A 23432-nucleotide genomic window follows, 5' to 3' on the forward strand; every position below is an offset into this window, starting at 1 on the left:
CTCAGCCTAGCGCGTCAGCCCGCGCTTGCTCTGGCTGATGAAATCGACCAGGTGGTCGATCTCCGGCTGGCCGCTGAACTCCGCCTTCAGCCGCGCCAGCGCTTCCGCCATCTGCAGCTTGGAGCGGAAGAGGATCTTGTACGCCTCTTTGATGCGGCCGATCTGCGCCTCGGTGAAGCCGTGACGCTCCAGGCCCACCGTGTTCAGCCCCACCAACTCCGCCCGGTCTCCCTGGGCCATGCAGTACGGGGGCACATCCATCACCACCATGGCGCCGCCCGCCACGAAGGCGTGCTTGCCGATGCGCGTGAACTGGTGGACCGCCGTCAGCCCCGAGAAGATGACGTGATCCTCCACCATCACGTGCCCGCCGAGCGCCGCGCTGTTGGCCAGGATGCAGCCGTTGCCCACCACGCAGTCATGCGCCACGTGGCTGTTGGCCATGAAGAGGTTGCGGTTGCCAATGCGCGTGACGCCGCCACCTCCCGCCGTGCCAATGTGCAGCGTGGTGAACTCGCGGATCTGATTCTCGTCGCCGATGATCAGCTCCGTGTCCTCGCCCCCGTACTTGAGATCCTGCGGCGCCGCACCGAGCGAGGAGAACTGGAACACGCGGTTGCGCGCGCCCAGCGTCGTCCGACCCTCGATGACGACGTGAGGACCCACGTGCGAGCCCGGACCGATCTTCACCTTCGGCCCAATCACTGAGTAGGGACCGATCTCCACCGTCTCGTGGATCTGGGCGTCCGGGTGGACAACCGCCGTGGGGTGAACCTGAGACATGCCTTCTCTCCTTCCGTCCCCGCCGCTCAGGGCGCCGGTTCCTCGGCGGACTTGGCGTCCTTGTCCACCACAGTAGCGAGGAACTCACCCTCGGCGACCTTCACTCCGTCGACCGTGGCGGTGCCCTTCGTCTTCCAGATAACGCCCTTGTGGCGCAGCACTTCGATGCCCAGCTGGAGCCGGTCCCCGGGCAGCACGGGCTTGCGGAACTTCGCGTTGTCCACGCCCATCAGGTAGGTGACCTTGCTCTCCGGGTCCATGCTCTCGCTCTTGTAGGCGAGGATGGCCGAGGCCTGCGCCAGCGCCTCCAGGATGAGCACGCCCGGCATCACCGGGTGCCCGGGGAAGTGGCCGTTGAAGAAGGGCTCGTTGATGGTGACGTTCTTGTAGGCCGTAAGCTTCTGCCCGGGGACGATCTCCACCACGCGGTCCACCAACAAGAACGGGTAGCGGTGGGGCAGCAACCGCTGGATCTCTCCAATGTCCATCATCCGCCCTTCTCCTTCTCGAGCAGCTCTACCCTGCGGCGCAGGGCTCGCACTTCCTTGAGCAGATCTCCCAGCTGGCCCAGCGCCGCCGAGTTCTTCAGCCAGTCCCGGTGCGGCACGGCTGGGCTGCCGGAGACCACCTGCCCATCCTCCACGTCATGCGCCACACCCGACTGGGCGCCCACCTTGGCCAGGTCACCCACGCGGATGTGGCCCACCACGCCCACCTGCCCCGCCAGCACCACGCCGGTGCCCAGCTCGGCCGAGCCGGACACGCCCGCCTGCGCGCAGATGAGCGACAGCGGGCCCACCTTCACGTTGTGGGCGATCTGCACCAGATTGTCGATCTTCGTCCCGCGGCCGATCACCGTCTCGCCCAGCGTCGCCCGGTCGATGCAGGTGCACGCGCCCACTTCCACATCATCCTCGATGCGGACGATGCCTGTCTGCGGGATCTTGTAGTGCTCCGGCCCGTTCTCGCCCTCGGCGTTGAACGCAAAGCCGAAGCCGTCCGCCCCCACCACGCACGAGGCGTGGAGGATGACGCGCGAGCCCACCTGGCAGCCCTCGCGCACGGCGACATTGGGATAGAGCAGGCAGTCCTCGCCTACCGTAGCTCCCTCGCCCACGTAGGCACCGGGGTAGAGGACGGAGCGAGCGCCCACGCTGGCAGCCTTCTCCACCGTGGCGCCCGCCATCACCGTGGCTTCGGGATGGACCCGAGCCTCCGGGTGAACGTGCGCCTGAGGGCTCACCCCGGGAGCGGGGCGCGGCGGCGCGTGAAACAGCGTCAGCAGCCGGGCGAAGGCCAGGTGCGGGTTGGGGACCCGGATGAGCGCCACGCCCTGGCGGGCCGGCGCGTCGGAGCCCACCAGCACGGCGGAGGCCTTCGTCGCCTCGTACTGCTTCCGGTACTTCGTATTGCCGTAGAAGGACACGTCCCCAGAGCCCGCCTCGACGAGCCCATTGAGGCCATGGATCAGCAGGCTGGCGTCTCCCAGGAGCTCACCTGCCACATGGGTGGCGAGCTCTCCCAGCCTGCGCGGCGTAGACGTGCGGTTCACGGCGTCAGCGCTCTACTTCTTGGGGGCGTCCTTGGCTACCGGCGCGTCCTTCGGAGCGGCCGGAGCCTTGGGAGCCGCGGTCTTGGGCAGGGCGTTGTAGGCGCGGATGACCTCGTTAGACAGGTCGTACTGCGTCTGCGCGTACACCAGACCGGAGTCCCGCTTCTCGAAGATGAAGGAGAAGCCATCGCGCTCGGCGATCTTCGCGATGACGCCGTCGATCTTGTCGACGATGGGCTCCATCTCCTGGCGCTCGCGGCCGGCGGCCTCTGAGCGGTAGCGGTCCCACTTCTGGGCCAGCTCCATCACCTTCCTCTGCAGCTCGGCGCCCTTCTGCATGCGCGTGTCGTCGCTCATGGCGCTGGCCTGCTTGTCCAGGGTCTCCTTCTCCTTGCGGAGGGCCTCCTGCTCCCGGTCGATCTCCTTCTGCCGGTCCTCCAGCCACTTCTGGAGGCGAGTCTTGGCGGCCTTGCCGTCCTCCACCGCCAGGAGGACCTGCTGGTAGTCCACGTAGCCGAACTTCACGGACTGCGCGGAGGCAGCGACCGGGAGGGCAAACGACAGAGCGGCGGTCAGGACCGCCAGGGTGCTTCGAAGCGACATGTCAACGGCTCCTAAGGGGGTGTACTGGCTCCGACGTCCGTCCCCAGCGGTTCTTCAACACCCCCTGGGTAGGGGGGCCCGGAGCACCGGGGAGGACGCCTTATCAGAAATCAGAAGAAGTTGCCGATGGTGAACTCGAAGAGGTAGGGCTCATCTTCCGGACGCTTGGTCAGGGGGAAGCCCCACTCGAAGCGCAGCGGGCCTACCGGGGAGAACCAGCGGAACCCGAAGCCCACGGAGTGGAAGAGGCCGAGCGGCACCTTGTCCTGCCGGTCCTGGAAGAAGCGCTCGTTGCGCGCGAAGGCATTACCCGCGTCATAGAAGAGCACGCCGCGGATGCCGGCCTTCTCGAACACGGGGAACTCCAGCTCCAGGTTGAGGATGAGCTGCTTGTTGCCGCCCGTGCGGAACTCGGTGACGGTGGCGTCGGGCGACTCGGAGCGGGGCACCGTCAGCGTGGGGCTGATGCTGCGCAGGAAATAGCCGCGCACGGTGTTGATGCCGCCCAGGTAGTAGAGCTCGGAGATCGGCAGCGGGCTGTCCGACTCCAGTTGCTGGATGTAGCCCACCGTGGCGTTCGTCTTGAAGACGAAGCCCAGCGGCATGGGGAAGTACAGGCGCGAGTACGCCGTGTAGCGCGTGTAGAGGAACGTGCCGCCCAGGAGCTTCGGGGCGAACTCCACCGAGCCGTAGTGGATGAAGCCGCGCGACGGGAACAGGCGGTTGTCGCGGCGATCGAACGAGAGCGACAGGCGCGCGGCGCTGGTGACACCGCTGAGGAACTGGTTGGCCAGCAGCACCGAGCCCAGCGCCTGGCCGGCCTCCACGTCCACGTACTCGCGGGTGTAGCCCACGGTGCCCAGCAGGTCGTCCACGAACTGGTAGCCCAGCGAGAGGCTGCCGCCCGTGGAGCGACGCACGAAGCCGTCATAGTCCGCGTCCACCCGGAAGAAGTCCGCGGACAGCAGGTACTGCGTGTCCAGGAAGTACGGATCGTAGAAGGACAGCTGGATGAGCGACTTGAGGCCGGAGATCTGCGCCGAGGCCGAGACGCTCTGCCCCCACCCCAGGAAGTTGTTCTGGGACACCTGCGCCGTGAAGATGAAGTTCTCCACGTTGGAGAAGCCCAGGCCCACCTGGAAGGTACCGGTGGCCTTCTCCTTCACCTCCACCTGGAGGACGATCCTGTCGTCCGCGCTGCCCGGCTTCTGGGTGATGTCCACCGTCTCGAAGAAGCCCAGCGCCGTGACGCGCTCCTTGCTGCGGCGCACACCCGTGCCGTTGTAGAGCTCGCCCTCGTAGACGCGCAGCTCGCGGCGGATGACCTTGTCGCGCGTCTTCGTGTTGCCGATGACGTCGATGCGCTCGATCGTGACTTGCGGGCCCTTCTGGATGTCGAACGTCAGGTCCACCGTCTTCGTGTCCGCGTTCACCGCGGTGACGGGGTTGATGTTCGCGTAGGCATAGCCCTGGTCGTAGTAGACGTCCGTGATCGTCAGGATGTCCTGCGACAGCTTGGAGCGGTTGAAGCGCTCGCCCTTCGCGGACGTCATCTTCGCCGCCAGGCCCTCCTCGGCGACGATCAGGTCTCCTCCGAAGCCCAGCTTGCCGATGTCGTACGGCTCGCCCTCGGTCACCTTGAGGGTGATGTAGATGTAGCGCTTGTCCGCCGACAGCGAGATGACCGGCTTTTCGATGCGGACGTTGATGAAGCCGTAGTCGTAATAAGTGGCCTGGATGACGGCCAGGTCACGCTGGAAGGCCTCCTCGCGGTAGGTGCCCTCGCTGGTGAGGAAGGAGAAGTAGCCGCCCTCGCGGGTCACCATCACCGCCTTGAGCGTCTCCGGCGTCACCTGGTGCGCGCCAATGAAGGTGATCTCCTTCACCATCACCTTGGCGTGCTCGTTGATGACGATCACCACGTCGACGTTGGCGCCGCCCTCCACGGGGTCCAGCCGGTAGGAGACCTCCGCCAGGAAGTAGCCCTTCTCCACGTACTTCTCCTGGACCTTCTTCACCGTGGAGCGCACGGCGTCCATGTCCAGGATGGTGGCGGGCTTCACGTCGATCTGTTCCTTCAGATCGTCGTTGCTCAGCTCATCGTTGCCGCTCAGCTTCACGGAGCGAACAGCGGGGCGCTCCTGCACGCGCACCACGTAGGCGATGCCCTTGGGCAGGTGCTGCACCAGCAGCTGAACATCCGTGAAGTAGCCCAGGCCCCAGACGGCCCGGAGATCGTCGGCCGTGCGGAGCGGATCGTAGACAGAGCCCTCCTTCGTCACGAGGGCGCGGCGGATGGCCTCGGCCTCGACGCGGCGGTTGCCTTCGATGCGGACCTCGACGACGCGCTCGCTCAGCTCCTCGGCGGTCGTCGCGTCCTCGTCCACCGGAGCATCCGCGGGAGGCGTGGCGGTATTAGGGGCCTGGGTCTGCCGCGCAGGGGACGCCGGGGGCGCACCCGTCTCCGCCTGTGCGAGCGCACGGCCGGGTACGAGCGCCCACAGGGTCAGCGCGAACAGAGGCAGGAGCGTCTTCAGAGACAGAACGGGAGACCTCAAGGGACAGTCGGCCTGTAAAGGGCGGGGCAATCTAAGGGATAGGTTCGGCGTCCCTCAATCCAAAAGCGCGGAGGGTTCACGCGTCCGTCACCTGCCCGCCTGCAAGGCGCAGGCGCCGAGGCATGGACCGGGCCAGCGTCTCGTTGTGGGTGACGACCACCGCCGTGATGCCCAGGTCCCGGTTCACATCCCTCAAGAGCTGGTGGATGCCCTCGCCGGTGGCCGGGTCCAGGTTGCCGGTCGGCTCGTCGGCCAGCAAGACGGCAGGCTGGAGCACCAGGGCGCGGGCCAGGGCAACGCGCTGGGCCTCGCCGCCGGAGAGCTCGCCGGGCTTGTGGTCCACACGGGAGCCCAGCCCCACCCGCTCCAGCAGCTCGCGGGCCGTGGCGTACGTCTTGGCCCGGTCCGCCCGCTGCACGAGCGCCGGCATGGCCACGTTCTCCAGGGCGGTGAACTCCGGCAGCAGGTAGTGGCTCTGGAAGACGAAGCCGATGGTGCGGTTGCGGAACTCGGCGATCTCCGCGTCGCTCATGGCGAACACGGAGCGGCCCTCGAAGAACACCTCGCCAGCGGCCGGGGCGTCCAGGGTGCCCAGCACGTGGAGGAAGGTGCTCTTGCCTGCGCCGGAGGGCCCCACGAGGCTCACCAGCTCGCCGCGCTCGATGTCCAGCGAGACGGCGCGCAGCACGTCGATGCGCTTGCCGTGCAGGAAGTAGCTCTTGAAGACGTTGCGGATGGAGAGGAATGCCATGGCCTACTCCGCCTTGAGCCCTTCGACCGGCTCCACACTGCTGGCCTTGAGCGCCGGATAGATGGAGGCCAGGTACGTGACGAGCACCGCGATGACCACGGCCAGGATCGTCTGCACGGGCTCGATCTTCACCGGCAGCGCGGGGATGTAATAGACCTGCGGGTCCAGCTTGATGCCCACTTTCTCGATGAAGAGGCACCAGGCCAGGCCGGACAACAGCCCCAGCAGGCCTCCGGCCACGCCAATCTGCAGGCCCTCCGCGAGGAAGATCTTCACGATGCCGCCGTCGGGCACGCCCAGCGCCTTGAGGACGGAGATCTCCTTGCGCTTCTCCAGCACCAGCATGATGACCGTGGCGACGATGAGCCCCGCGGCCACGATGATGATGATGGAGAGGATGATGCCCATCACCAGCTTCTCCAGGCGCAGCGCGGAGAAGAGGTTGCGGTTGGTCTCGCTCCAGTCGCGAGCCCGGTAGGGGTAGCTGCCCAGCTTGCGGACCACCTCGGCGGCGATGTGCCGCGCGTCGTCGATGTCCGCCACCTTGAGATCGATGCCGTTGGCGCCCTTCACGTCGAAGAACTTCGCGGCCTCGTCCAGCAAGATGTAGACGAACTTGGCGTCATACTCGTACATGCCCGAGTAGAAGACGCCAGCCACGCGGAATACGCGGCTCTTCGGCATGGGCCCCTGCGGCCCCAGCTCCGTGCCCAGCGGCGAGACGATGTTCACCTTGTCGCCCACCACCACGCGCAGGGCTGCGGCCAGCTCGCGCCCGAGGACGATGCCCGCCAGCACCTGCTCCTGTGCCGGCTTCGTCCTCTTGCCGATGATGGGGTCCTCCTCCTCTTCCTCCTCGGGAGCGCTCTGCGTGCCGGAGCCCTGCCCGCCCGCGGGCTTGTCGTCCAGCATGGGCCCGCCCGCGCCTCGGCGCACGCGGTCAGAGAGGATGAGCTCCGGCTTCTTGAGGTACTCCAGCGAGCCGCCCGGCAGCATGTACCCCGGCAGGTCCGTCACCGAGCCCACCGTGTCCGGATCGATGCCCTTGATGACCACGCCGTCCACGTTGCCGTCCGAGACGATCATCACCTGGTTGGTGATGAACGGCGACTGGCCGATGACGCCGGGCACCTTGGCGATCTGCTCCATCAGCTTGGGGTACTCGGGCAGGTCTCCCGCGTACTTGGACACCACCGCGTGCGCGTGCGTGCCGAGGATCTTCTGCTGCAGATCGATCTCGAAGCCGCTCATCACCGACAGCACGACGATGAGCGCCATCACGCCCACGCCGACGCCGCCCACGGACAGCGCCGTCATCATCATCGTGGGCGACTGCTCGCGCAGCTTGAGCTTGTGGAGCGCCTCGGCGGCGGCGAGCGGATCGGCCAGGCCCAGGGCGCGGATACGGGTGCGCTCGACCGCGGCCTCCACTGCCCGGACGATGCCGTAGATGAGCAGCGGCGGGACGATGCCCAGCATCAGCACCGCCATGGTGCCCAGCAGCAGCGAGGGGCGGAACACCGCCACATGCCGGCGGGCCACGAACAGCTCGAAGCCCGCGCGCAGATCCAACCGGCCGCTGCCCGCTGCGACGAAGCCGGAGTTGATGCCGAGCACCAGCATCAGCACGAGCAGCCCGAACACCAGCCAGTAGGACAGCTCGGGGCGGCCGATGAGACCCGCGACGTAGGTGACTTCACGCAGCAGGGGCCCCAGGCGAGCCTGGAGGATGCTCACCCGATCCAGCAGCGTGAGCAGGATGGGGATGGGCAGGCCCAGGTAGAAGACACCGATGGTGGCCTCGGGCAGCGACAGCCGCTTGGCCCGCGCCGCGCCGATAGCTCCCGAGATGAACGCCACGCCGCACGCCACCAGGAGCGCCACCGCGAAGGCCCAAGGAGGCGCCAGCTTCCACGAGCTGGAGGCCGCTGTCGCCTCGTCCAGTTGCACGCCGCTGGAGAGCAGCGTCTGCAGCAGGATGAGGACCATCTCCGCCAGCAGGACACCGCCGCCGTAGGCCCCCAACGTGCTCCAGTAGAAGTCCCGATAGCCCGCGAGCCGGGGGTACAGCGTGGCTCCCGCGGCGGGGCTCGGGCCCTCGGTGGTAGCCGGAGCCCGGCGAATGCCCGCAGCCAGGATGCCCCAGCCGGCCAGCCAGGCGAGCGTGCCCGCCACGAGGAACTGCGTGCCCCCGAGCGCCAGCGGCTGCTTCAGCCCGAGCTCGACCGGGATGATGGACAGGGCGTTGAGGGTGGACAGGAGACTGCCCCACCCCATGAGCGACACACCGAGCGAGCTGGCCACCTCGGCCCAGGCCTGAGAACGGGAAACAGCCACCCCGAGCAGCACGAAGCCCACGAGGGCCACGAGCGAGCCGGCCCAGATGAGGCCCCAGCGATAGACGGTCTGCCGTTCAGCGGTTTGCACAGGCACCTTGGCTACTTAGCGAGCGGCTTGAGAAGCGGGAACAGGATGACGTCGCGGATGGAGGCTGCATCCGTGAACAGCATCGCGAGCCGATCAATCCCGATGCCCTCACCGGCCGTGGGCGGCATGCCGTGCTCCAGGGCGCGGATGTAGTCCTCGTCGTAGTCCATCGTCTCCTGCTGGCCGCGCTGCTTCGCCTCGAGCTGGCCCATGAAACGGTCCTTCTGGTCGAGCGGATCGTTCAGCTCGGAGAAGGCGTTGGCGATCTCGCGGCCGGCAACGAACAGCTCGAACCGGTCGGTGATTTCCGGGTTCTGGTCGTTGCGCCGGGCCAGCGGGCTCACCGAGGTGGGGTATTGGGTGATGAAGGTGGGATGAACCAGCTTGCCCTCGACGTGGTGCTCGAAGAGTGCGCCCACCAGCTCGCCGTGGTTCATGGTCTCGACGGCGCGGCGCTCGGCCTCGGCATGGGTCGTCTTGAGCAGCTCGTGGCGGAGCTTGTCCGGGTCGGCCATGTCCTTGTCGGACAGGGCGCTGCCCACGGCCTCGCGGATGGCCTCGGTCATGGGGATGCGCTTCCAGCCCTTGCCGAAGTCCAGCGTGTGGCCCTGGTAGGCGACCTTGGAGTCTCCGGTGACGGCCTTGGCGGCCTCGGAGATCATCTCCTCGGTGAGGTCCATCAGGTCCTCGTACGTGGCGTACGCCTGATAGAACTCGAGCATCGTGAACTCGGGGTTGTGCCGAGTGCTGAAGCCCTCGTTGCGGAAGTTGCGGTTGATCTCGTAGACGCGCTCGAGGCCGCCCACCACCAGGCGCTTGAGGTACAGCTCGGGGGCGATCCGCATGTACAGATCGATGTCGAGCGTGTTGTGGTGGGTGATGAAGGGCCGGGCCGCCGCGCCGGAGACGAGCGGGTGCATCATCGGCGTTTCCACTTCGACGAAGTCACGGCCGTCGAGGAACTCGCGGATGAAGCGCACCAGCTTGTTGCGCTTGAGGAAGGTCTGCTTCACGTCCGGGTTGGAGACCAGGTCCAGGTAGCGCTGGCGGTAGCGGATCTCCACGTCCGTGAGGCCGTGCCACTTCTCGGGCAGGGGGCGCAGGGACTTGGTGAGCGGGGTGAACTTCGTCACGGAGAGCGAGAGCTCGCCGGTCTTGGTGCGGAACACGGGCCCGGTGGCGCCGATGAAGTCGCCGAGGTCGCACAGCTTGAAGGCCTCGTAGGCGTCTCCGAGGGCATCCTTCTTCATGTGGACCTGGATCTCGCCGGAGCGGTCCCGGAGCTTCACGAAGGCGGCCTTGCCGAAGGTGCGCATGGCGATGATACGGCCGGCCACGGTGTAGACGGTGGGGGTGGCCTTCTCGAGGTCCTCGATGGACTGGGAGCCGTGCTTGGCGTGGATCTCGGCGGCCTGGTGCTCGGGGCGGTAGCCGTTGCCGTACGGGTTGAAGCCGGCCTCGCGCCACTTGCCCGCCTTGTCCAGGCGCTGCTGGTAGAGCTCCTGCTCCTTGGATCCAACGTCTGCGTCAGCCGGCTTGTCGCTCTTGTTCTCGGTCTCTGCCATGGCGCGTCCCTTCAAGGGCGCGGCACCGTAGCCAAGCGCTCCCCGGGACGCAACGCATCATGTCCTGTTTATGAGAGCCGGAAGGTTCGCTCGGAGTCTCTCCCCGGCAGGGAGGTCACGAAGCGGACAGCATCAGGAAGGCGGCCACCGCCGCGGCTAGCAGCAGCGGAATCAGCACCTCCACGGGCACCCGGTGGTAATTGTGCGCCAGGTGCAGCTTGCGCAGCCCGAACCGCCGCTCGCGCTTCACCCGGTTCAGCACCATCGACGTCATCACCGGCGGCGCCTTCTCCCGCTCCACCGTGCGAACCCGCTGGACCGTCTTCTCGTACCGCACCCACCCCGCACGGCACTCATCGCAGCCGTCCAGGTGCGAACGCACCGCCGTCGCCTGCGGCTCCGGCAGTTCCTCGTCAGCCAGCGCGAAGAACAGCGCCTTCGCTTCCCGGTGGTTCAGTTGCGGTTCCACGTCCCTCAGTCTCCGCTGAATCCCACTCATTCCTCAAGCCGCCCCAGCAGGTCCGCCAGTTTCTCACGCGCCCGGTGCAACCTGCTCTTCACCGTCCCCTCCGCCAACTCCGTGATCTCGATAATTTCCTCGTAACTCAGCCCTTCAATATCTCGCAGCGCCACCAACATCCGCGCGTCCGGCTCCAGCTGCGAGATCGCCCACTGCACCCGCGCCCGCTCCCGCGCCGACTCCAATGCCGCGTCAGGCCCTGGCGGTGCGCCCATGGCATTCATCAGCGCATCTTCGCCCACTTCTCCATACTCCTCGGAGCGGCCCCGGCCTCGGCGCTTCAGGTACTTGAGGCGGTTGATGCACTGGTTCTTGCTGATGCGGAAGATCCACGTGGACAGCTTGGAGTCCTCGCGGAACTTGCCCACGTTCTGGTGGATGCTCACGAAGATCTCCTGGACGAGATCACTCGCCTCCTCGCGGTCCCCCAGCATCCGGACGCAGAAGTCGTAGACCCGGTCCTGGTGCTCGCGCACGAGCACCTCGAAGGCCTCGGGCTCGCCCCGGCGCAGCCTCGCCAGGAGCAGACGGTCACCCTCCCCGTCCACCGCCCCAGCCTCCTGTCCTATGCCGAGCACTTCGCTCGAAGACACCGGCACCCTCCGTGGCCCCACTCCCAGGCATCCCTGCAGCCTACTACATCGGCTCCGGCTGCCCGCGGACCCTTGGACACCGGGCCCGCGAAGAGGTTCCCGGAGGCGCGATTAGTCGACGGCGGCGTTGCGGTTGGGGTTCTTCACCCCGAGCAGCTGCGCGGTGATGAAGTCGTCCAGGCTGCCGTCCAGCACCGAGTCCACGTTGCCCGTCTCCACGCCCGTGCGCAGGTCCTTCACCATGCGGTACGGCGCCAGAACGTAGCTGCGGATCTGCGAGCCGAAGGAGATGTCCTTCTTCTGCGCCTCGGCCGCGTCGCGCTCGGCCTCGCGCCTCTTCAGCTCCATCTCGTACAGGCGCGCCCGGAGGATCTTGAACGCCATGTCCTTGTTGGCCGACTGCGAGCGCTCCGTCTGGCAGGTGATCAGGATGCCCGTGGGCAGGTGCCGCAGCTGCGCCGTGGACGAAGTCTTGTTCACCTTCTGGCCGCCCGCGCCGCCGCCCCGGATGAACTTCAGCTCGTAGTCCTTCTCCGGGATGTCGATCTTGATGGAGTCATCCACCTCTGGGTAGACGTCCACCGAGGCAAAGGCCGTCTGCCGCCGCGCGTTCGCATCGAACGGGCTGATGCGCACCAGCCGGTGCACGCCGATCTCCGCCTTGAGGTAGCCGTAGGCGTACTCGCCCTTGATGTGGAGCGAGACGTTCTTGAAGCCCGCCTCCTCGCCCGCGACCATGTCGTTGACTTCCACTTCCCAGCCGCGCTGCTCGCAGAAGCGCGTGTACATGCGCATCAGCATGGCCGCCCAGTCCATGCTGTCCGTGCCGCCCGCGCCCGCGTTGATGTCCATGAAGCAGTTGCTGCGGTCGTTCTCACCCGACAGCATCCGCGCCAGTTCCAGCTTGGCGACCTCCGCCTCCAGCGCCGGCAGCGTGCTCTCCGCCTCTTGGGCGCTGGCCTCGTCATGGGCCTCCTGCGCCAGCTCCATCAGCGTCTGCGCGTCGTCCAGGCCCCGGAGCGTCTTGTCAAAGGAGCCGACGCTGGCTTCCAGGTTGGACTTCTCCTTCAGCAGCGACTGGGCCTTGGTGTTGTCGTCCCAGAAGGTGGGCTGCGTGGAGTCACGCTCGATCAGCGAGATGCGGGACCGCTTGCGGTCGAGGTCAAAGATGCCCCCGGAGCGCGAGCAGGCGCTCCCGAAGGCTGCCGATCTTCTCCATCGTGTCGTTCGCCATGGTGCTTTCCTCGTTGAACGCGCGGCGTGCGCGCTAGGGAGTCTTCAGGGTGGAAGAGAGGGGCTGACGCTCGGACTTGCGGCTTCCTGAGGCCACCTGCGCCAGCAGCCGGTCCAGATCGAAGGCGCCCGAGAAGCCCAGCGAGATGGGCAGGATGAAGGCGATCAGCCGCCAGTTATCCTGGTTGAACGCCGGGAGGAGCTTGAGTGCCAGCCCGAGCGTCCCGGTGGCCGCCAGCGTCCGCCACAGGAAGCGCAGCCCCGAGCGCGCCCGCGCCGAGCCCCACGTCAGCATGAGCCCCAGCGGCGCCACCAGCAGCGTGAGCGGGTTGGCCAGGAAGAGGTTCTCGTTGCGGTACGTCACCGTGTGGTCCGTGAAGAGCCACATGATCATCAGCACGGTGCCCGGCAAGCCCAGCACCAGTCCCAGCACCACCTGCTCCAGCCCCAGCAGCACACGCGGCAGCCGAGCCCCTCGCCGTCCCCAGTACGCCAGCCCCACCGCACTGCCACCGATGGCCAGGCCCAGCAGGAGCATCCATGGGCCGTAGTTCGGCGGCTCCTCGGGAGGCGGCTTCCGGTCGGACTTGTAGAACTCCCAGCTGCGCGCGACAAGCGGCGCCTTCTGCCCGTCTGGCCCCGTCACCTGGAGCGAGCCCACCTGCCGCTCCAGCTCGTCCGGGAGGAAGGCCTCCTCCCAACGGGTGACGGGCCGGTCGATCTCGTCGTTCATCAGGAAGTCGAGAAGCACGCTCATGGGCGCGCTGACCGCGGTGTAGCGCCGCGTGTGCTCGCGCAGCGTCATCCGCCCCGGGGCCTTGTCCGCCTCCCGGAGCTGTCCACCAATGGCTCGGTCCACCATGTCCCGGAGCCGGGTGACGCAGTTGTCGTTGTAGTGGTGGTAGAGATACTCGCGGTTCTCCGGCAGGACGTTCGTCGCGAGCAGGCGGCCAATCTCCTCACGCTGCACGGGCGTCAGGTTCAGCTCCTGGACGCGCACGTCCCGGTTGTACGCCCGGTAGGCCCGGTAGGTCCCCGCCACGCTCGCCTCGGCCACCCAGAACTCCAGCCGCCCCATCGCGTAGCGGCCGAGCATGGTCGAGTCGAAGGAGAACATCCCGTAGTTGTAGAGGCGCGCCGCACCCAGCCGCTTGTCCTCCACCACCAGCGAGCCATGCCCCCACCACGAGGCCACGTCATCCCCAGGGCTGAACGTCACCAGCGAGATGACCAGATCCTCGCCCTTGCTCTCCCCAGTCCCCCAGGGAGGCGGTGAGGCCGCGAGGGCCGGTGCCGCGAAGAGCAGCAGGCCGAGCAGGCAGGCAATCCATGGCGCAGATCGGGGCATGTTCTGTCCAACAGCGAGAGCCCTACCTACCTATCATGCGCGCCGCGCGACACAACGGAGAGGTTCGCCCGACTGTCAGACAAGCCGCCGGGCCCGGCTGGCCCGCACCGCGTCGGCCACCATGCCCCCCTGCCCGAGGAGCTTCTCCTCCAGGGTCGCCATCTTCCGGGCGTCCTGGGGGCGCTCGTGGTCGTGCCCGAGCAGGTGCAGCAGGCCGTGAGCAAGGTAGCGGGACACCTCCTGCTCCAGCGTCCGGCTGTACTCCTTGGCCTGCCGCTTGGCCGTGTCCAGGGAGATGACCACGTCCCCCAGCTGCCGCGGCCCCGGCGTGCCCTTGGGCAGATCGCCCGCCGGGAAGCTCAGCACGTCCGTGGCCTTGTCCTTCTTGCGCCACGTCCGGTTGAGCCGGCGGATCGCCCGGTCCCCCACCAGCGAGAGGGACAGCTCACAGCCGTGCAGGTCCAGCCGGTCCATGTACGTGCGCCCCAGCGAGGCGAGCCACTTCTCCATCGCCTCGCCCTGGGCGTGCGCCACCTGCACGGTGACGTGGTTGGCCTCGGGGGTCTCCTCCACGGTCTCTGCGTGCGCCAGCTCGGGCCGGAACGCCGGGGCGCAGATGGACCAATAGTCACATGCCCCCTGCCCGTCGTTGCTGTACGTGACGCGCCGGCCCCGGGGCACCCAGCCCACCTCTCCCGCGGCGATGCGCTCGCGCTTGCCGTCGATGACCAGCGTCAGCTCGCCGCGCAGCACCAGCACGGCCTCGTCGAACTCGGGCTTCTGCGCGGGCTCGGACCAGCCCGGCGGCGCCAGCATCCGCGCCACGGACACGGAGGGATTCCCCGTGGTCGCCGCGCCAATGAACTCCTCGATGCGCTTCCCATCCTCGCGGGGGATGAGCTTTCCCTTGCGCAGTCTCACGATGTGCGGCTCCTCGGGGGGACAGCCTCAGGCGCTGCGGATCTTGCCATCCTGCTTGGACGAGGACGCCACCACCAGCGGGCCCGTCTTCGAGCCTCCCGCCAGCGCTCCAGCCGGGTACTGCGGACGGGCGTGGTAGATGCCCTCGAGCGTGTGGAGAAACGAGCCGGCGATCCGGTTCAGGTCCTTCAGCGTCAGATCGCACTCGTCCAGCTGGCCCTCGGAGAAGATGAGGTTGATCATCTTCTGCACCTGCGCCTGGAGCTTCGGCGAGCTCGGCTCGGGCATGGCGCGCGTGGAGGCCTCCACCGCGTCCGCGATCATCACCAGCGCCGCCTCGCGGAACTGGGGCTTGGGGCCCGGGTAGCGGAAGATGCTCTCGTCGATGGGCTGAGGGTTCTCCTTGCCCTCCTGCTCCTTCACCGCCTTGTGGAAGAAGTAGCCCACCAGCCGCGTGCCGTGGTGCTGAGGGATTGCGTCCGCCACCAGCTTGGGCAGCCGGTAGTGCCGCGCCATCTCCAGGCCCTCCGTCACATGGCGCTTGATGATGACCGCGCTCATGGCCGGCGCCAGCGTGTCGTGCCGGTTATCGCCCTTCTGGTTCTCGCCGAAGTAGAGCGGGTTCCGGCCCTTTCCAATGTCGTGGTAGTACGCGCACGAGCGCGCCAGCAGCGGGTTGGCCCCAATGGCCTCCGCCGCGTTCTCCACCAGCGTCCCGATGATGATCGAGTGGTGGTAGGTGCCCGGCGCCTGGACGATGAGCTCCTTGAGCGCCGGGTGGTTCAGGTTGGCCAGCTCCAGCAGCTTGATGTCCGAGGCGTAGCCGAACGTGGCCTCGATGAGCGGCGTGAGCGCCATCACCATCACCGGCACCGCGAACGCCGTGCCCAGGAAGGCGAACAGCGCCGTGAGCGCCGTGTCTCCCGTGAGCCCCTTGCCCTCCACCATGAAGAGGCACAGCACCGCCACCAGGTTCACGATCCCGGTGATGAGGCCCGCCTTGAAGATGCCCACCCTGTCTCTCGCCCGCGTGATCCGGTCGGCAGCCACCAGCGCGCCCACCAGGGAGTAGACGCCGAACGACAGCGAGTTGCCCAGCATCACCCCCGCCAGGCACGCCAGCACGACGGCGAAGAAGAGCGACAGCTCCTCGGACAGGACGAAGCGCACCAGCATTGCGCCAGCCGCCACTGGGAAGGCGTAGTACAGCGCCTCGATGGGCAGCGCCGTGTAGCGATCCTGCACCGCGTCAGCGATGGACACCCAGAGCTGCAGCAGCCCCAGCATCACCACCAGCCAGAGCCCCAGCAGCACCCCATCCTTGCGCGTAGGCCGGAACCGCCGGAACGCCGTGCGGCAGAACACGAACGAGGCCGAGATCAGCAGCGCCACCAGCCCCGTGCCCCCCACCTGGAGCTGCAGCAGATCCAGTTGGTCCGTCTGCGCGCGCATCCCCTTGAGGATGATGAGGTGCGTCTCGTTCACCAGCTCGCCGTCGCCGATGACGCGCTGCCCCTTCTTCAAGGAGATGATGGAATCCTTCACCGCCCCGGCCGCCTTCAGGCGCCGCGCGTTCGTCTCCGCGATGTTGATGGTGAGATCCGGCCGCACCAGCCGCTTGGCCAGCCGCAGCACCGCCCGGCGCTGAATACCCGGCGCGTCCGGCAGCAGGTTGCCCGGGATGGACGCGAACCGATCCATCTCCGTGTAGGCCTCGCGCGTGTCCATCACGTTCGCCGCGTTGCCCGGCAGCATCTGCTCCCCGCTGTGGCGCACATCCCGGACCGTGATGCCCTGAGGCCCCTCGCGCAGCAGTTCCTCGCGCGAGCCGGCGATGTAGAGCGGCCCCCGCTCCGAGCCATACGCGCGCTCCAGGAGCACCAGCGTGGCCGCCTCGGCTTCCTCGGAGAACCCGTTGGACAGCAGCGCCAGGAAGTCCTCCGCCTCCACCGCCGTGTCCCGCTGGCGGAAGAGCAGTTCCTGGAAGTCGCCCTGCATCACCTCGCGCTCTTTGCGCTGGCGCTCCAGCTCCTCGGGCGTGGGCGGAACGGGCTTCTTCGGCTTGGGCGCCGGCGCCCCCTTCCGCGCATCGCCGTCCTTGCGTACCTCTGGCTCCCCTTCCCCACCTGGGCCACTCGTCTCGGCGGTCCGGGTGGCCAGATGGACGCGCATCGCCGCGAAGGCCCGCTTCACCGAGCCGCGGACCTGATCCACGACGGCGGGGTTCAAGTCATACACGGGCAGCACGGAGTTGCGGGCCTCCTGGCGCCGCTGATCCGTCATTGCACTGTGAGTGACTTCGTAGTCACGGCCCGCCTTGAAGCCCGCGGGCGAGTTGGCCCGGAAGGGCTTGCCCAGCGAGGCCTCCGTGAGTGCGGGGATCTGCTGGCTGTAGAGCCCGGGGGAGATGACGAAGCCAGCGGCCACGGACACCCCGAGCAACAGCACGGCGAGGCTCAGGCGGCGGCCCCAGGCTTTGTCTTCCACCCCCAGACGCCGCATCAGCGCGTCCAGGGGGCTCGGCCTGGGGGTAGAGGGTTCCGTTTCGGCCATGGAACCCCGACCCTATGCAACCCGGGACCGCCCTATCAAGGACGCAGGGCCTCTCCAGGCCCCTGCGCCGGTCGCCAGGAAGCTGGCCAAACGGCCAACCCCTTGAAATCACGTGGCGATGGGCTCTTCTTCGACTTCAGGCGTCTCGGGCTCCGAGGGGTCCTGCGCCTCGACGGCAGCCGCTTCCTTGGACGCCTCGGCCTTGGCCACCTCGAACTTGTCGTAAGCCCGGATGACTTCCTGGACGAGGGGGTGGCGTACCACATCCACCTCCGAGAACTCGGAGAAGCAGATGCCTTCGATGTTCCGGAGGATGGACCGGGCGTGGTTCAGGCCGGACATCTTCCCCACGGGCAGGTCCACCTGCGTCACGTCACCCGTCACCACGGCCTTGCTGTTGTAGCCCAGGCGCGTGAGGAACATCTTCATCTGCTCGACGGTGGTGTTCTGCGCCTCGTCGAGGATGACGAACGCGTCATTGAGCGTGCGGCCGCGCATGAAGGCCAGCGGGGCCACTTCGATGACGCCCTGCTCCACGAGCGCCGAGGCACGGTCTCCCGCCATCATGTCGTGCAGCGCGTCATAGAGCGGCCGCAGGTACGGGTTCACCTTCTCCGCCAGGTCTCCGGGCAGGAAGCCGAGCTTCTCGCCCGCCTCCACCGCCGGCCGAGCCAGGATGATGCGCTTGACCTTGCGCTCCTGGAGGAAGGCGACGGCCATGGCCATGGCCAGGTAGGTTTTTCCCGTACCGGCCGGGCCAATGCCGAAGACGATGTCGTGGGAGCGGATGGCCTCCACGTAGCGCTTCTGGGCAATGCTCTTGGGAGCAATCTGGCGGTTGCCGGAGCTCTTGAGGACAGGGCCCAGCATGACTTCGCCCAGGGACTCGGCACCGCCGCGGCCCAGGACCTTGATGGCCTGCTCCACGTCCTCGCGGTACACGGTGCGTCCGGCGCGGATCATCTCCTCGAGGTTCTCCACGAGGCGCACAGCGAAGGCCACCGCATCCGAAGGGCCGGACAGGAGCAGCTCGGTGCCGCGCTGTCCCACACGCACGCCGAGGCGCCGCTCCATCAACTTCAGGTTTTCATTCTGGTTGCCGCACAGCGCCAAGGCGGTCTGATTGTCCTGAACATCGACCTTGGCAGAGGTGGGGCGGACGGCGGGCGCTTCCAACGTGGCAGGGTTTCTCAAGTAGGTCCGTTCCTCCATTCAGCTCACTATCCCGGACTCAACGTAACGTCGGCCCCTGACCCGGGAAAGGGAGGCAGGCGAGCGGGCTACTGGAGGGGAGGCAGCAACACGAACTCCCGAGCAGCCAGCCGGCGGTAATAGTACTGCTCCCGCCAGGGGTAACGCAGCTCTTCTGGCTTTAACAGCCCGGCCTCCACCAGCGCATCCAACTTCTCGGGCAGCTCTCCCCGCTCCAGGCGGAACACCTCCAGCGCGGCCTCAATCCGCTTGACTTGGGCACGGGAGATGAAGCGCTCGGCCGCTGGGTCGGAGAACGTGGAGGCAGGCGTGCTGGCCAATGAGATGGCGCCCGAGAGCTGGGCCACCACGAAGAGGATGGCACCCAGGGCGGCCATGCTGGCGCTGAGGTTGCCGAGGCCCCGGCCCACCTTCTGGATGACGCCGTTGCGCTCGGTCGTGGTCCCCGCACCATCCGCCGAGGAGGGCTTGATGTACTGCAGGTTGATCAGGTTGAGCAGGGCCTTGCAGGTCTCGAACTCGCCCAGGCAGCAGATGTCGATCAGCTTCCGGACGTCGCGGCCCGGACCGACCTTCTCGTAGACGGCGCGCTCGGAGTCGCCCACGGACGCGAAGTCACCCTTGTTCTCGTCCTTCTTCTTCTCCGCGAACGCGTCATCGAAGGCCGCGTCGAAGTCCACCTCTTGCTTGCGAGGGGGCGGCAGCGGCTTGAGCGTCTCGAAGGTCGTCTCGTACCGGTTGATCTTCTTTCGGATCACCGGCCATTCGTCGACCATCCGGAAGCCTTCCATCAGCACCGACTCGGCACGCAGGGGCGTAATGGCCTCCGAGTCGTTCTCGACGGGCTCCGCCTTGAACTCGTAGGTGCCCGCGTCCCAGCTGAAGAGGCGGTAGATGGTCTCCGTCGCCTGCAACTGCATCATCTTCTTGAAGCGGTCGGCGGTGATGGCGCCGCTGGAGACGAGCACGTCCCCGAGCCGCTTCAAGGTGCGGCGCTGTGTCTCCAGCGCCTCGTCGAGCTGAGCCTCGGTGATGATCTCGGCCCGGACGAGCATGCTGCCGATGAGGTCCTTCTTCTTACGGGTGACGCTCTCCACCCGGGCGATGTTGCCGTCCTTGAAGAAGATGTTGACCTCCTGCTCCTTGTTGGCCAGGCAGAGCTGCCCTGTCTTCTGCTGCTGGCCAATGAGCTGCAGGATGTCGGCGATTCCGAAGTCCTTGAGGGTTCCCTGAAGAGCCATGGTGTTTCGGCACTACTCCGCCTGGCGCTTGCGCAGCCCGCGCAGCGTCAAGAGATAGAGAGGAAGGATCAGCAGCGCGGCCGGGAGGATCTTCAGATACACCGGAGCCTCGCCATACGGGGGTGGGAACAAGCCGTCACGCAAGAACACGACGGACAGGGCCAGCAGGAACAAGAAGCTGTAGATGGCCCCGCGGATGGGCAGCCCGGAGAAGATGTGGCCCGCTCCGGATATCAGTGCCCCGAGCGCCAGGGCCAACCGGCCCATCCACGTCTGGTGGCGCTGGACCTCGGCCTGCTTGCGGGCCCGGAGCTGCTCGGGCACCACGCCCTTGCGGGCGAAGACGTTGGTGCACTGGCTGCACATGAACGCGCCCCGGCCCAGCTCCGGATCGCAGCGGCGGCACACCGGACGGCCGCACTTGTCGCAGGACTTCGTCGCCACCAGCCGGTCCCGGGCGTAGCCCCACGCGAAGAAGATCAGCGCGAAGACGAAGGGGTACACGCGCGCGACCATGCCCGAGGCCCCCAGCAGCACGCGATCGAGCTGGGTCTCCACACGCTCGCTGGAGGTCGAGCCATCCGCCAGGGCCAGAACCTCGCCCATGGGAAGCGTCGGAGACAGCAGGAGCAGGTTCACCAGGAGGCGGTCGTCCTTGGGGAGATCCCGCTGCAGAAGGTCGGGATCCAGCCGCTGCGCCACATCCATGGTCTGCTTGGCGCGCTCCAGCGCGGCGCCCACCTGGGCATCCGGCAGCCCACGGGCCTGGTGCCGATAGAGCAGCGCCAGATTGTAGGGAGCGGCCGCGAGCGAGCCATCCGCCTGCTGCGCCTCCTGGTAGAGCCGCGTGGCGCCCTCCATGTCCTCGGCGGCCAGCAGCACGTTGCCGTAGTTGGTGAGCAGCAGGGCGTTGCGCTGCTTCAGGGCCGCCGCCGCCTTGTAGGCCGAGGCGGCCTCCTGGAGCTGCCCCCGGCGGGCCTGGTAGCGCCCGAGCGCGAACAGCTCCGCGAAGGTGGCCTCCTTGTTGGCCTGGCGCTCGAGCACCCGCGCCGCCGCGTCATCGCCGGTGAAGCCGCCGCGCTCCAGCAGGTACACGTCCTCGGCCACCGTGCCCGCGAAAGCGGTGACACCGGCCAGCTGGCCCGCGGCCAGAGGAATGGCCCCGACCAGCGCCAGCAGCACCGCCGCCACGGCGCGCTCGGTCACCGTCAGGTAGAGCGCCGTCGCCGCGAACAGCACGAGCAGCACCGGCACCACCCCCAGCCCCAGCAGCAGCGGCGTGAGCAGCACCGCCGCCGCCACCGCGATGGACTGGATGCGGCCCAGCCCGCGCGGGAACAGGTGGTGGAAGTCATGAAGGATGTAGCGCAGCCGCTTGCCGAAGAGCACGCCCACCACCGCCACCGCCGTGGCCAGCAGCGCCAGCAGCGCCATGGCCCCCACGTTCGCCAGCGCCGGCCGCCAGAAGCGAGGATCCTTCACCATCGCGCTGACGCCCGCTTGGACTTCGCCCACGTAGTTGCCCACGGCGCCCAGGTTGTTGCGCGCATAGGCATCCGCCAGCGCGAAGTGCGCGTACGGCAGGTTCGGCGAGAGCGACACCGCGGCCTCGGCCAGCTTGATGGCCCGGCCCGTGTCCTTGGCCTTGAGCTTCTCCTGAGACTCCCTCAGCAAGCTCACGCTGAAGGCGTCGAAATCGGTCGCGGACACCTCGTCTCGCAGCTGGAGCAGGGCCATGCGCCCCTTCTCCGCCTCTGCCGCGTCTCCCTTCTGCCGGGACTCCTTCCAGCGATTCCAGACCAACAGCAGATCCGCGTCCGAGATGCGCGGCGCCAGCAGGGGCGGCGGAGGCGCCCGGGTCGGCTCGGGGGGCTTCGCGGGCGTGGCCGTGCCGGGCACTCCCGTTGGAGTCCCTTCCGGGCTTCCCGGTGCCGGGACCGGGGTGGGAGAGGCGGGCGTGCCCGGCTTCTTCAGATCCGGCGGAGGCGGAGCCTCGGCCTCAGCGTCGGGGTCGGCCTCCTCTTCCTCGTCGCGCTGGGCCTTGGCGCCCTTGCCCTTCTTCTTCTTCTTGGGCGGCGGATCCTCATCCTCGTAGGCGGAGTCGTCCGAGTCGCTGTCCGAGCTGACGTCGGGATCCACCTCCTGGAGAGGCGTGGGCGTGTCGATCTGCGCGTTCGCCCTCACGGCCGTGAGCAGCGAAAGGCAGAAGAGCACCGGGAGGAGACGAGAACAAAAGGAGTGAGGCATCCGGACTTTCGATGATAGGCGAGGCCCCCGAACGGCGAAAGCAATCGCCCCCCTCCCGCCCCCTGGCTTACCGGGTAGGCGGCCATTTCCGGGGATCGAGCAGCCAAGCCCTGGCAGAGACCAGGCCGGTTCGGAGGTTGGTCCACACATGAGCGCAAGTGGGTCGGAGCTGGAACGGTTGGTGCGGATCATGGAGCGCCTACGGGCCGATGGGGGCTGCCCCTGGGACCGGGAGCAGGACCTGCGCTCGATGCGCCCCTACCTCGTCGAGGAGACCTTCGAGGTGCTCGATGAGATGGACCGGGTGGCCTACGGCGGGCCGTGGCGCTCGCTGTGCGAGGAGCTGGGAGATCTCCTCTTCCAGATCGTCTTCCACGCCCAGCTGGCGGCCGAGAAGGGCGAGTTCACCATGGCCGACGTCTGCCGCGCCATCAGCGACAAGATCGAGAGCCGCCACCCCCACGTCTTCGGCCAGCGCGAGGTGAAGGGCTCCGAGGAGGTCCTCTTCAACTGGGCCAAGCTCAAGGCCGAGGAGAAGAAGCGCAAGACGGGCCGGGAGGGCTCGGTGCTCGACGGCGTGCCCACCGCCGCCCCCGGCCTGCTGCGCGCCGAGCGCCTCACCGAGAAGGCCAGCCGCATCGGCTTCGACTGGCCGGACGTCGCGGGCGTGCGCGCCAAGCTCGACGAGGAGCTGCGCGAGCTGGACGAGGCCATTGCCTCCGGCAACCGGGACGAGCTCGAGCACGAGCTGGGCGATGTCCTCTTCTCCCTGGCCAACCTGGGCCGCTTCCTCAAGACGCCGCCCGAGGACGCCCTGCGCATGGCCATCCGCCGCTTCATCACCCGCTTCCAGCACATTGAATCCGCGCTGAAGGCCGAGGGCGTCCCCCTAGGTGAGGCCACATTGGAGCACATGGAGCGACACTGGCAGGCAGCCAAGAAGGCGGAGAAGGCCCTGCCGCCCCCCGCTTCCCTGCCCCGGGCGCCGCTCACCTCGCTGCGGTTCTCCGTGCCGGACGTGAAGGCGCAGAAGGCGTTCTGGGACACCGTGGCGCCGCTGATCGGCTGGCGAAGCGAGCGCGGCACTCCGGGCGAGGCCCACTACGGCGATGGGGCCCTGCGCCTGGAGTTCGCTCCAGGAGCGGGCTCGGGAGCCTCCGCAGGCGCTGCGCCCACGCTGTCCCTGGGGGCACCGTCTGATCGGGCGCTGAAGCGGCTCCGGGAGGCACTGGAGGCCTCGCACCCGGGGGCAGTACAGACGGCCGAGCCCTCACGGATCCGGTTCCGGGACCCGGCCGGACTGCTCTGGGACTACACCGCGTAGA

Annotated in this window: 18 protein-coding genes; 1 reads left to right on the top strand and 17 read right to left on the bottom strand. The window is 67.7% G+C overall.

From position 1 onward, the window contains the following. Positions 1-6 precede the first annotated feature (6 nt). From lpxA to DB31_RS21455, 17 genes are all read right to left on the bottom strand, one after another. Positions 7-783, bottom strand: a complete 777-nt coding sequence (lpxA, locus tag DB31_RS21375; protein ID WP_044190947.1) for an acyl-ACP--UDP-N-acetylglucosamine O-acyltransferase — start codon at positions 781-783, stop codon at positions 7-9. 26 nt (positions 784-809) lie between these two features. Next, on the bottom strand, positions 810-1271 hold the full coding sequence (gene fabZ / locus DB31_RS21380) for a 3-hydroxyacyl-ACP dehydratase FabZ (protein WP_044191448.1): 462 nt from the start codon (positions 1269-1271) through the stop codon (positions 810-812). After that, entirely contained in the window at positions 1271-2335 is a 1065-nt protein-coding gene (gene lpxD / locus DB31_RS21385) for a UDP-3-O-(3-hydroxymyristoyl)glucosamine N-acyltransferase (protein WP_044190948.1), read from the bottom strand. Before lpxD ends, fabZ begins: the two co-directional genes overlap by 1 nt. A gap of 12 nt (positions 2336-2347) precedes the next feature. Beyond that, on the bottom strand, positions 2348-2938 hold the full coding sequence (locus DB31_RS21390) for an OmpH/Skp family outer membrane protein (protein WP_044190949.1): 591 nt from the start codon (positions 2936-2938) through the stop codon (positions 2348-2350). Between the two features lie 110 nt (positions 2939-3048). Continuing rightward, complete coding sequence (bamA, locus tag DB31_RS21395) at positions 3049-5496, bottom strand: outer membrane protein assembly factor BamA (protein WP_240486799.1); 2448 nt, start codon at positions 5494-5496, stop codon at positions 3049-3051. Positions 5497-5572: 76 nt separating this feature from the next. Next, complete coding sequence (locus tag DB31_RS21400) at positions 5573-6247, bottom strand: ABC transporter ATP-binding protein (protein ID WP_044190951.1); 675 nt, start codon at positions 6245-6247, stop codon at positions 5573-5575. Between the two features lie 3 nt (positions 6248-6250). Continuing rightward, entirely contained in the window at positions 6251-8674 is a 2424-nt protein-coding gene (locus tag DB31_RS21405) for an ABC transporter permease (RefSeq protein ID WP_044190952.1), read from the bottom strand. An 11-nt stretch (positions 8675-8685) separates the two neighbouring features. Next, a complete protein-coding gene (gene lysS, locus DB31_RS21410; RefSeq protein ID WP_075306114.1) occupies positions 8686-10239 on the bottom strand; it encodes a lysine--tRNA ligase in 1554 nt (517 codons plus the stop codon). 115 nt (positions 10240-10354) lie between these two features. Continuing rightward, complete coding sequence (locus tag DB31_RS21415; protein WP_044190953.1) at positions 10355-10738, bottom strand: anti-sigma factor family protein; 384 nt, start codon at positions 10736-10738, stop codon at positions 10355-10357. After that, complete coding sequence (locus DB31_RS21420; protein WP_044190954.1) at positions 10735-11352, bottom strand: RNA polymerase sigma factor; 618 nt, start codon at positions 11350-11352, stop codon at positions 10735-10737. Before DB31_RS21420 ends, DB31_RS21415 begins: the two co-directional genes overlap by 4 nt. Before the next feature lie 111 nt (positions 11353-11463). Then, positions 11464-12586 (bottom strand): peptide chain release factor 2 gene (prfB, locus tag DB31_RS21425; protein WP_240486800.1). Its coding sequence is split into 2 segments (ribosomal slippage): positions 11464-12516 and positions 12518-12586, totalling 1122 coding nucleotides; the frame shifts between segments, so codons are not numbered across the junction. Between the two features lie 33 nt (positions 12587-12619). Further along, complete coding sequence (locus DB31_RS21430; protein ID WP_044190956.1) at positions 12620-13933, bottom strand: Lnb N-terminal periplasmic domain-containing protein; 1314 nt, start codon at positions 13931-13933, stop codon at positions 12620-12622. A 75-nt stretch (positions 13934-14008) separates the two neighbouring features. Beyond that, entirely contained in the window at positions 14009-14854 is an 846-nt protein-coding gene (gene ybeY, locus DB31_RS21435) for an rRNA maturation RNase YbeY (RefSeq protein ID WP_044190957.1), read from the bottom strand. 27 nt (positions 14855-14881) lie between these two features. Then, on the bottom strand, positions 14882-17407 hold the full coding sequence (locus DB31_RS21440) for an HD family phosphohydrolase (protein ID WP_044190958.1): 2526 nt from the start codon (positions 17405-17407) through the stop codon (positions 14882-14884). A gap of 108 nt (positions 17408-17515) precedes the next feature. Continuing rightward, complete coding sequence (locus DB31_RS21445; protein ID WP_044191452.1) at positions 17516-18601, bottom strand: PhoH family protein; 1086 nt, start codon at positions 18599-18601, stop codon at positions 17516-17518. An 86-nt stretch (positions 18602-18687) separates the two neighbouring features. Continuing rightward, entirely contained in the window at positions 18688-19860 is a 1173-nt protein-coding gene (locus tag DB31_RS21450; protein WP_044190959.1) for a DUF4388 domain-containing protein, read from the bottom strand. 12 nt (positions 19861-19872) lie between these two features. Beyond that, positions 19873-22074, bottom strand: coding sequence for a tetratricopeptide repeat protein (locus DB31_RS21455; RefSeq protein ID WP_240486849.1), 2202 nt, complete (start codon positions 22072-22074; stop codon positions 19873-19875). Between the two features lie 181 nt (positions 22075-22255). On the opposite strand from DB31_RS21455, the gene mazG reads away from it, so the two are divergent. Next, entirely contained in the window at positions 22256-23431 is a 1176-nt protein-coding gene (mazG, locus tag DB31_RS21460) for a nucleoside triphosphate pyrophosphohydrolase (protein ID WP_044190964.1), read from the top strand. The last annotated feature ends 1 nt before the right edge of the window (position 23432 follow it).

Origin of the sequence: Hyalangium minutum, from assembly GCF_000737315.1 — a bacterium.
Lineage (GTDB): Bacteria > Myxococcota > Myxococcia > Myxococcales > Myxococcaceae > Hyalangium > Hyalangium minutum.

Coding starts and splice junctions, on each gene's coding strand:
- lpxA (WP_044190947.1), bottom strand. CDS start 783: ATGTCTCAGGTTCACCCCACGGCGGTTGTCCACCCGGACGCCCAGATC.
- fabZ (WP_044191448.1), bottom strand. CDS start 1,271: ATGGACATTGGAGAGATCCAGCGGTTGCTGCCCCACCGCTACCCGTTC.
- DB31_RS21390 (WP_044190949.1), bottom strand. CDS start 2,938: ATGTCGCTTCGAAGCACCCTGGCGGTCCTGACCGCCGCTCTGTCGTTT.
- DB31_RS21400 (WP_044190951.1), bottom strand. CDS start 6,247: ATGGCATTCCTCTCCATCCGCAACGTCTTCAAGAGCTACTTCCTGCAC.
- lysS (WP_075306114.1), bottom strand. CDS start 10,239: ATGGCAGAGACCGAGAACAAGAGCGACAAGCCGGCTGACGCAGACGTT.
- DB31_RS21415 (WP_044190953.1), bottom strand. CDS start 10,738: ATGAGTGGGATTCAGCGGAGACTGAGGGACGTGGAACCGCAACTGAAC.
- DB31_RS21430 (WP_044190956.1), bottom strand. CDS start 13,933: ATGCCCCGATCTGCGCCATGGATTGCCTGCCTGCTCGGCCTGCTGCTC.
- DB31_RS21440 (WP_044190958.1), bottom strand. CDS start 17,407: ATGGCCGAAACGGAACCCTCTACCCCCAGGCCGAGCCCCCTGGACGCG.
- DB31_RS21450 (WP_044190959.1), bottom strand. CDS start 19,860: ATGGCTCTTCAGGGAACCCTCAAGGACTTCGGAATCGCCGACATCCTG.
- mazG (WP_044190964.1), top strand. CDS start 22,256: ATGAGCGCAAGTGGGTCGGAGCTGGAACGGTTGGTGCGGATCATGGAG.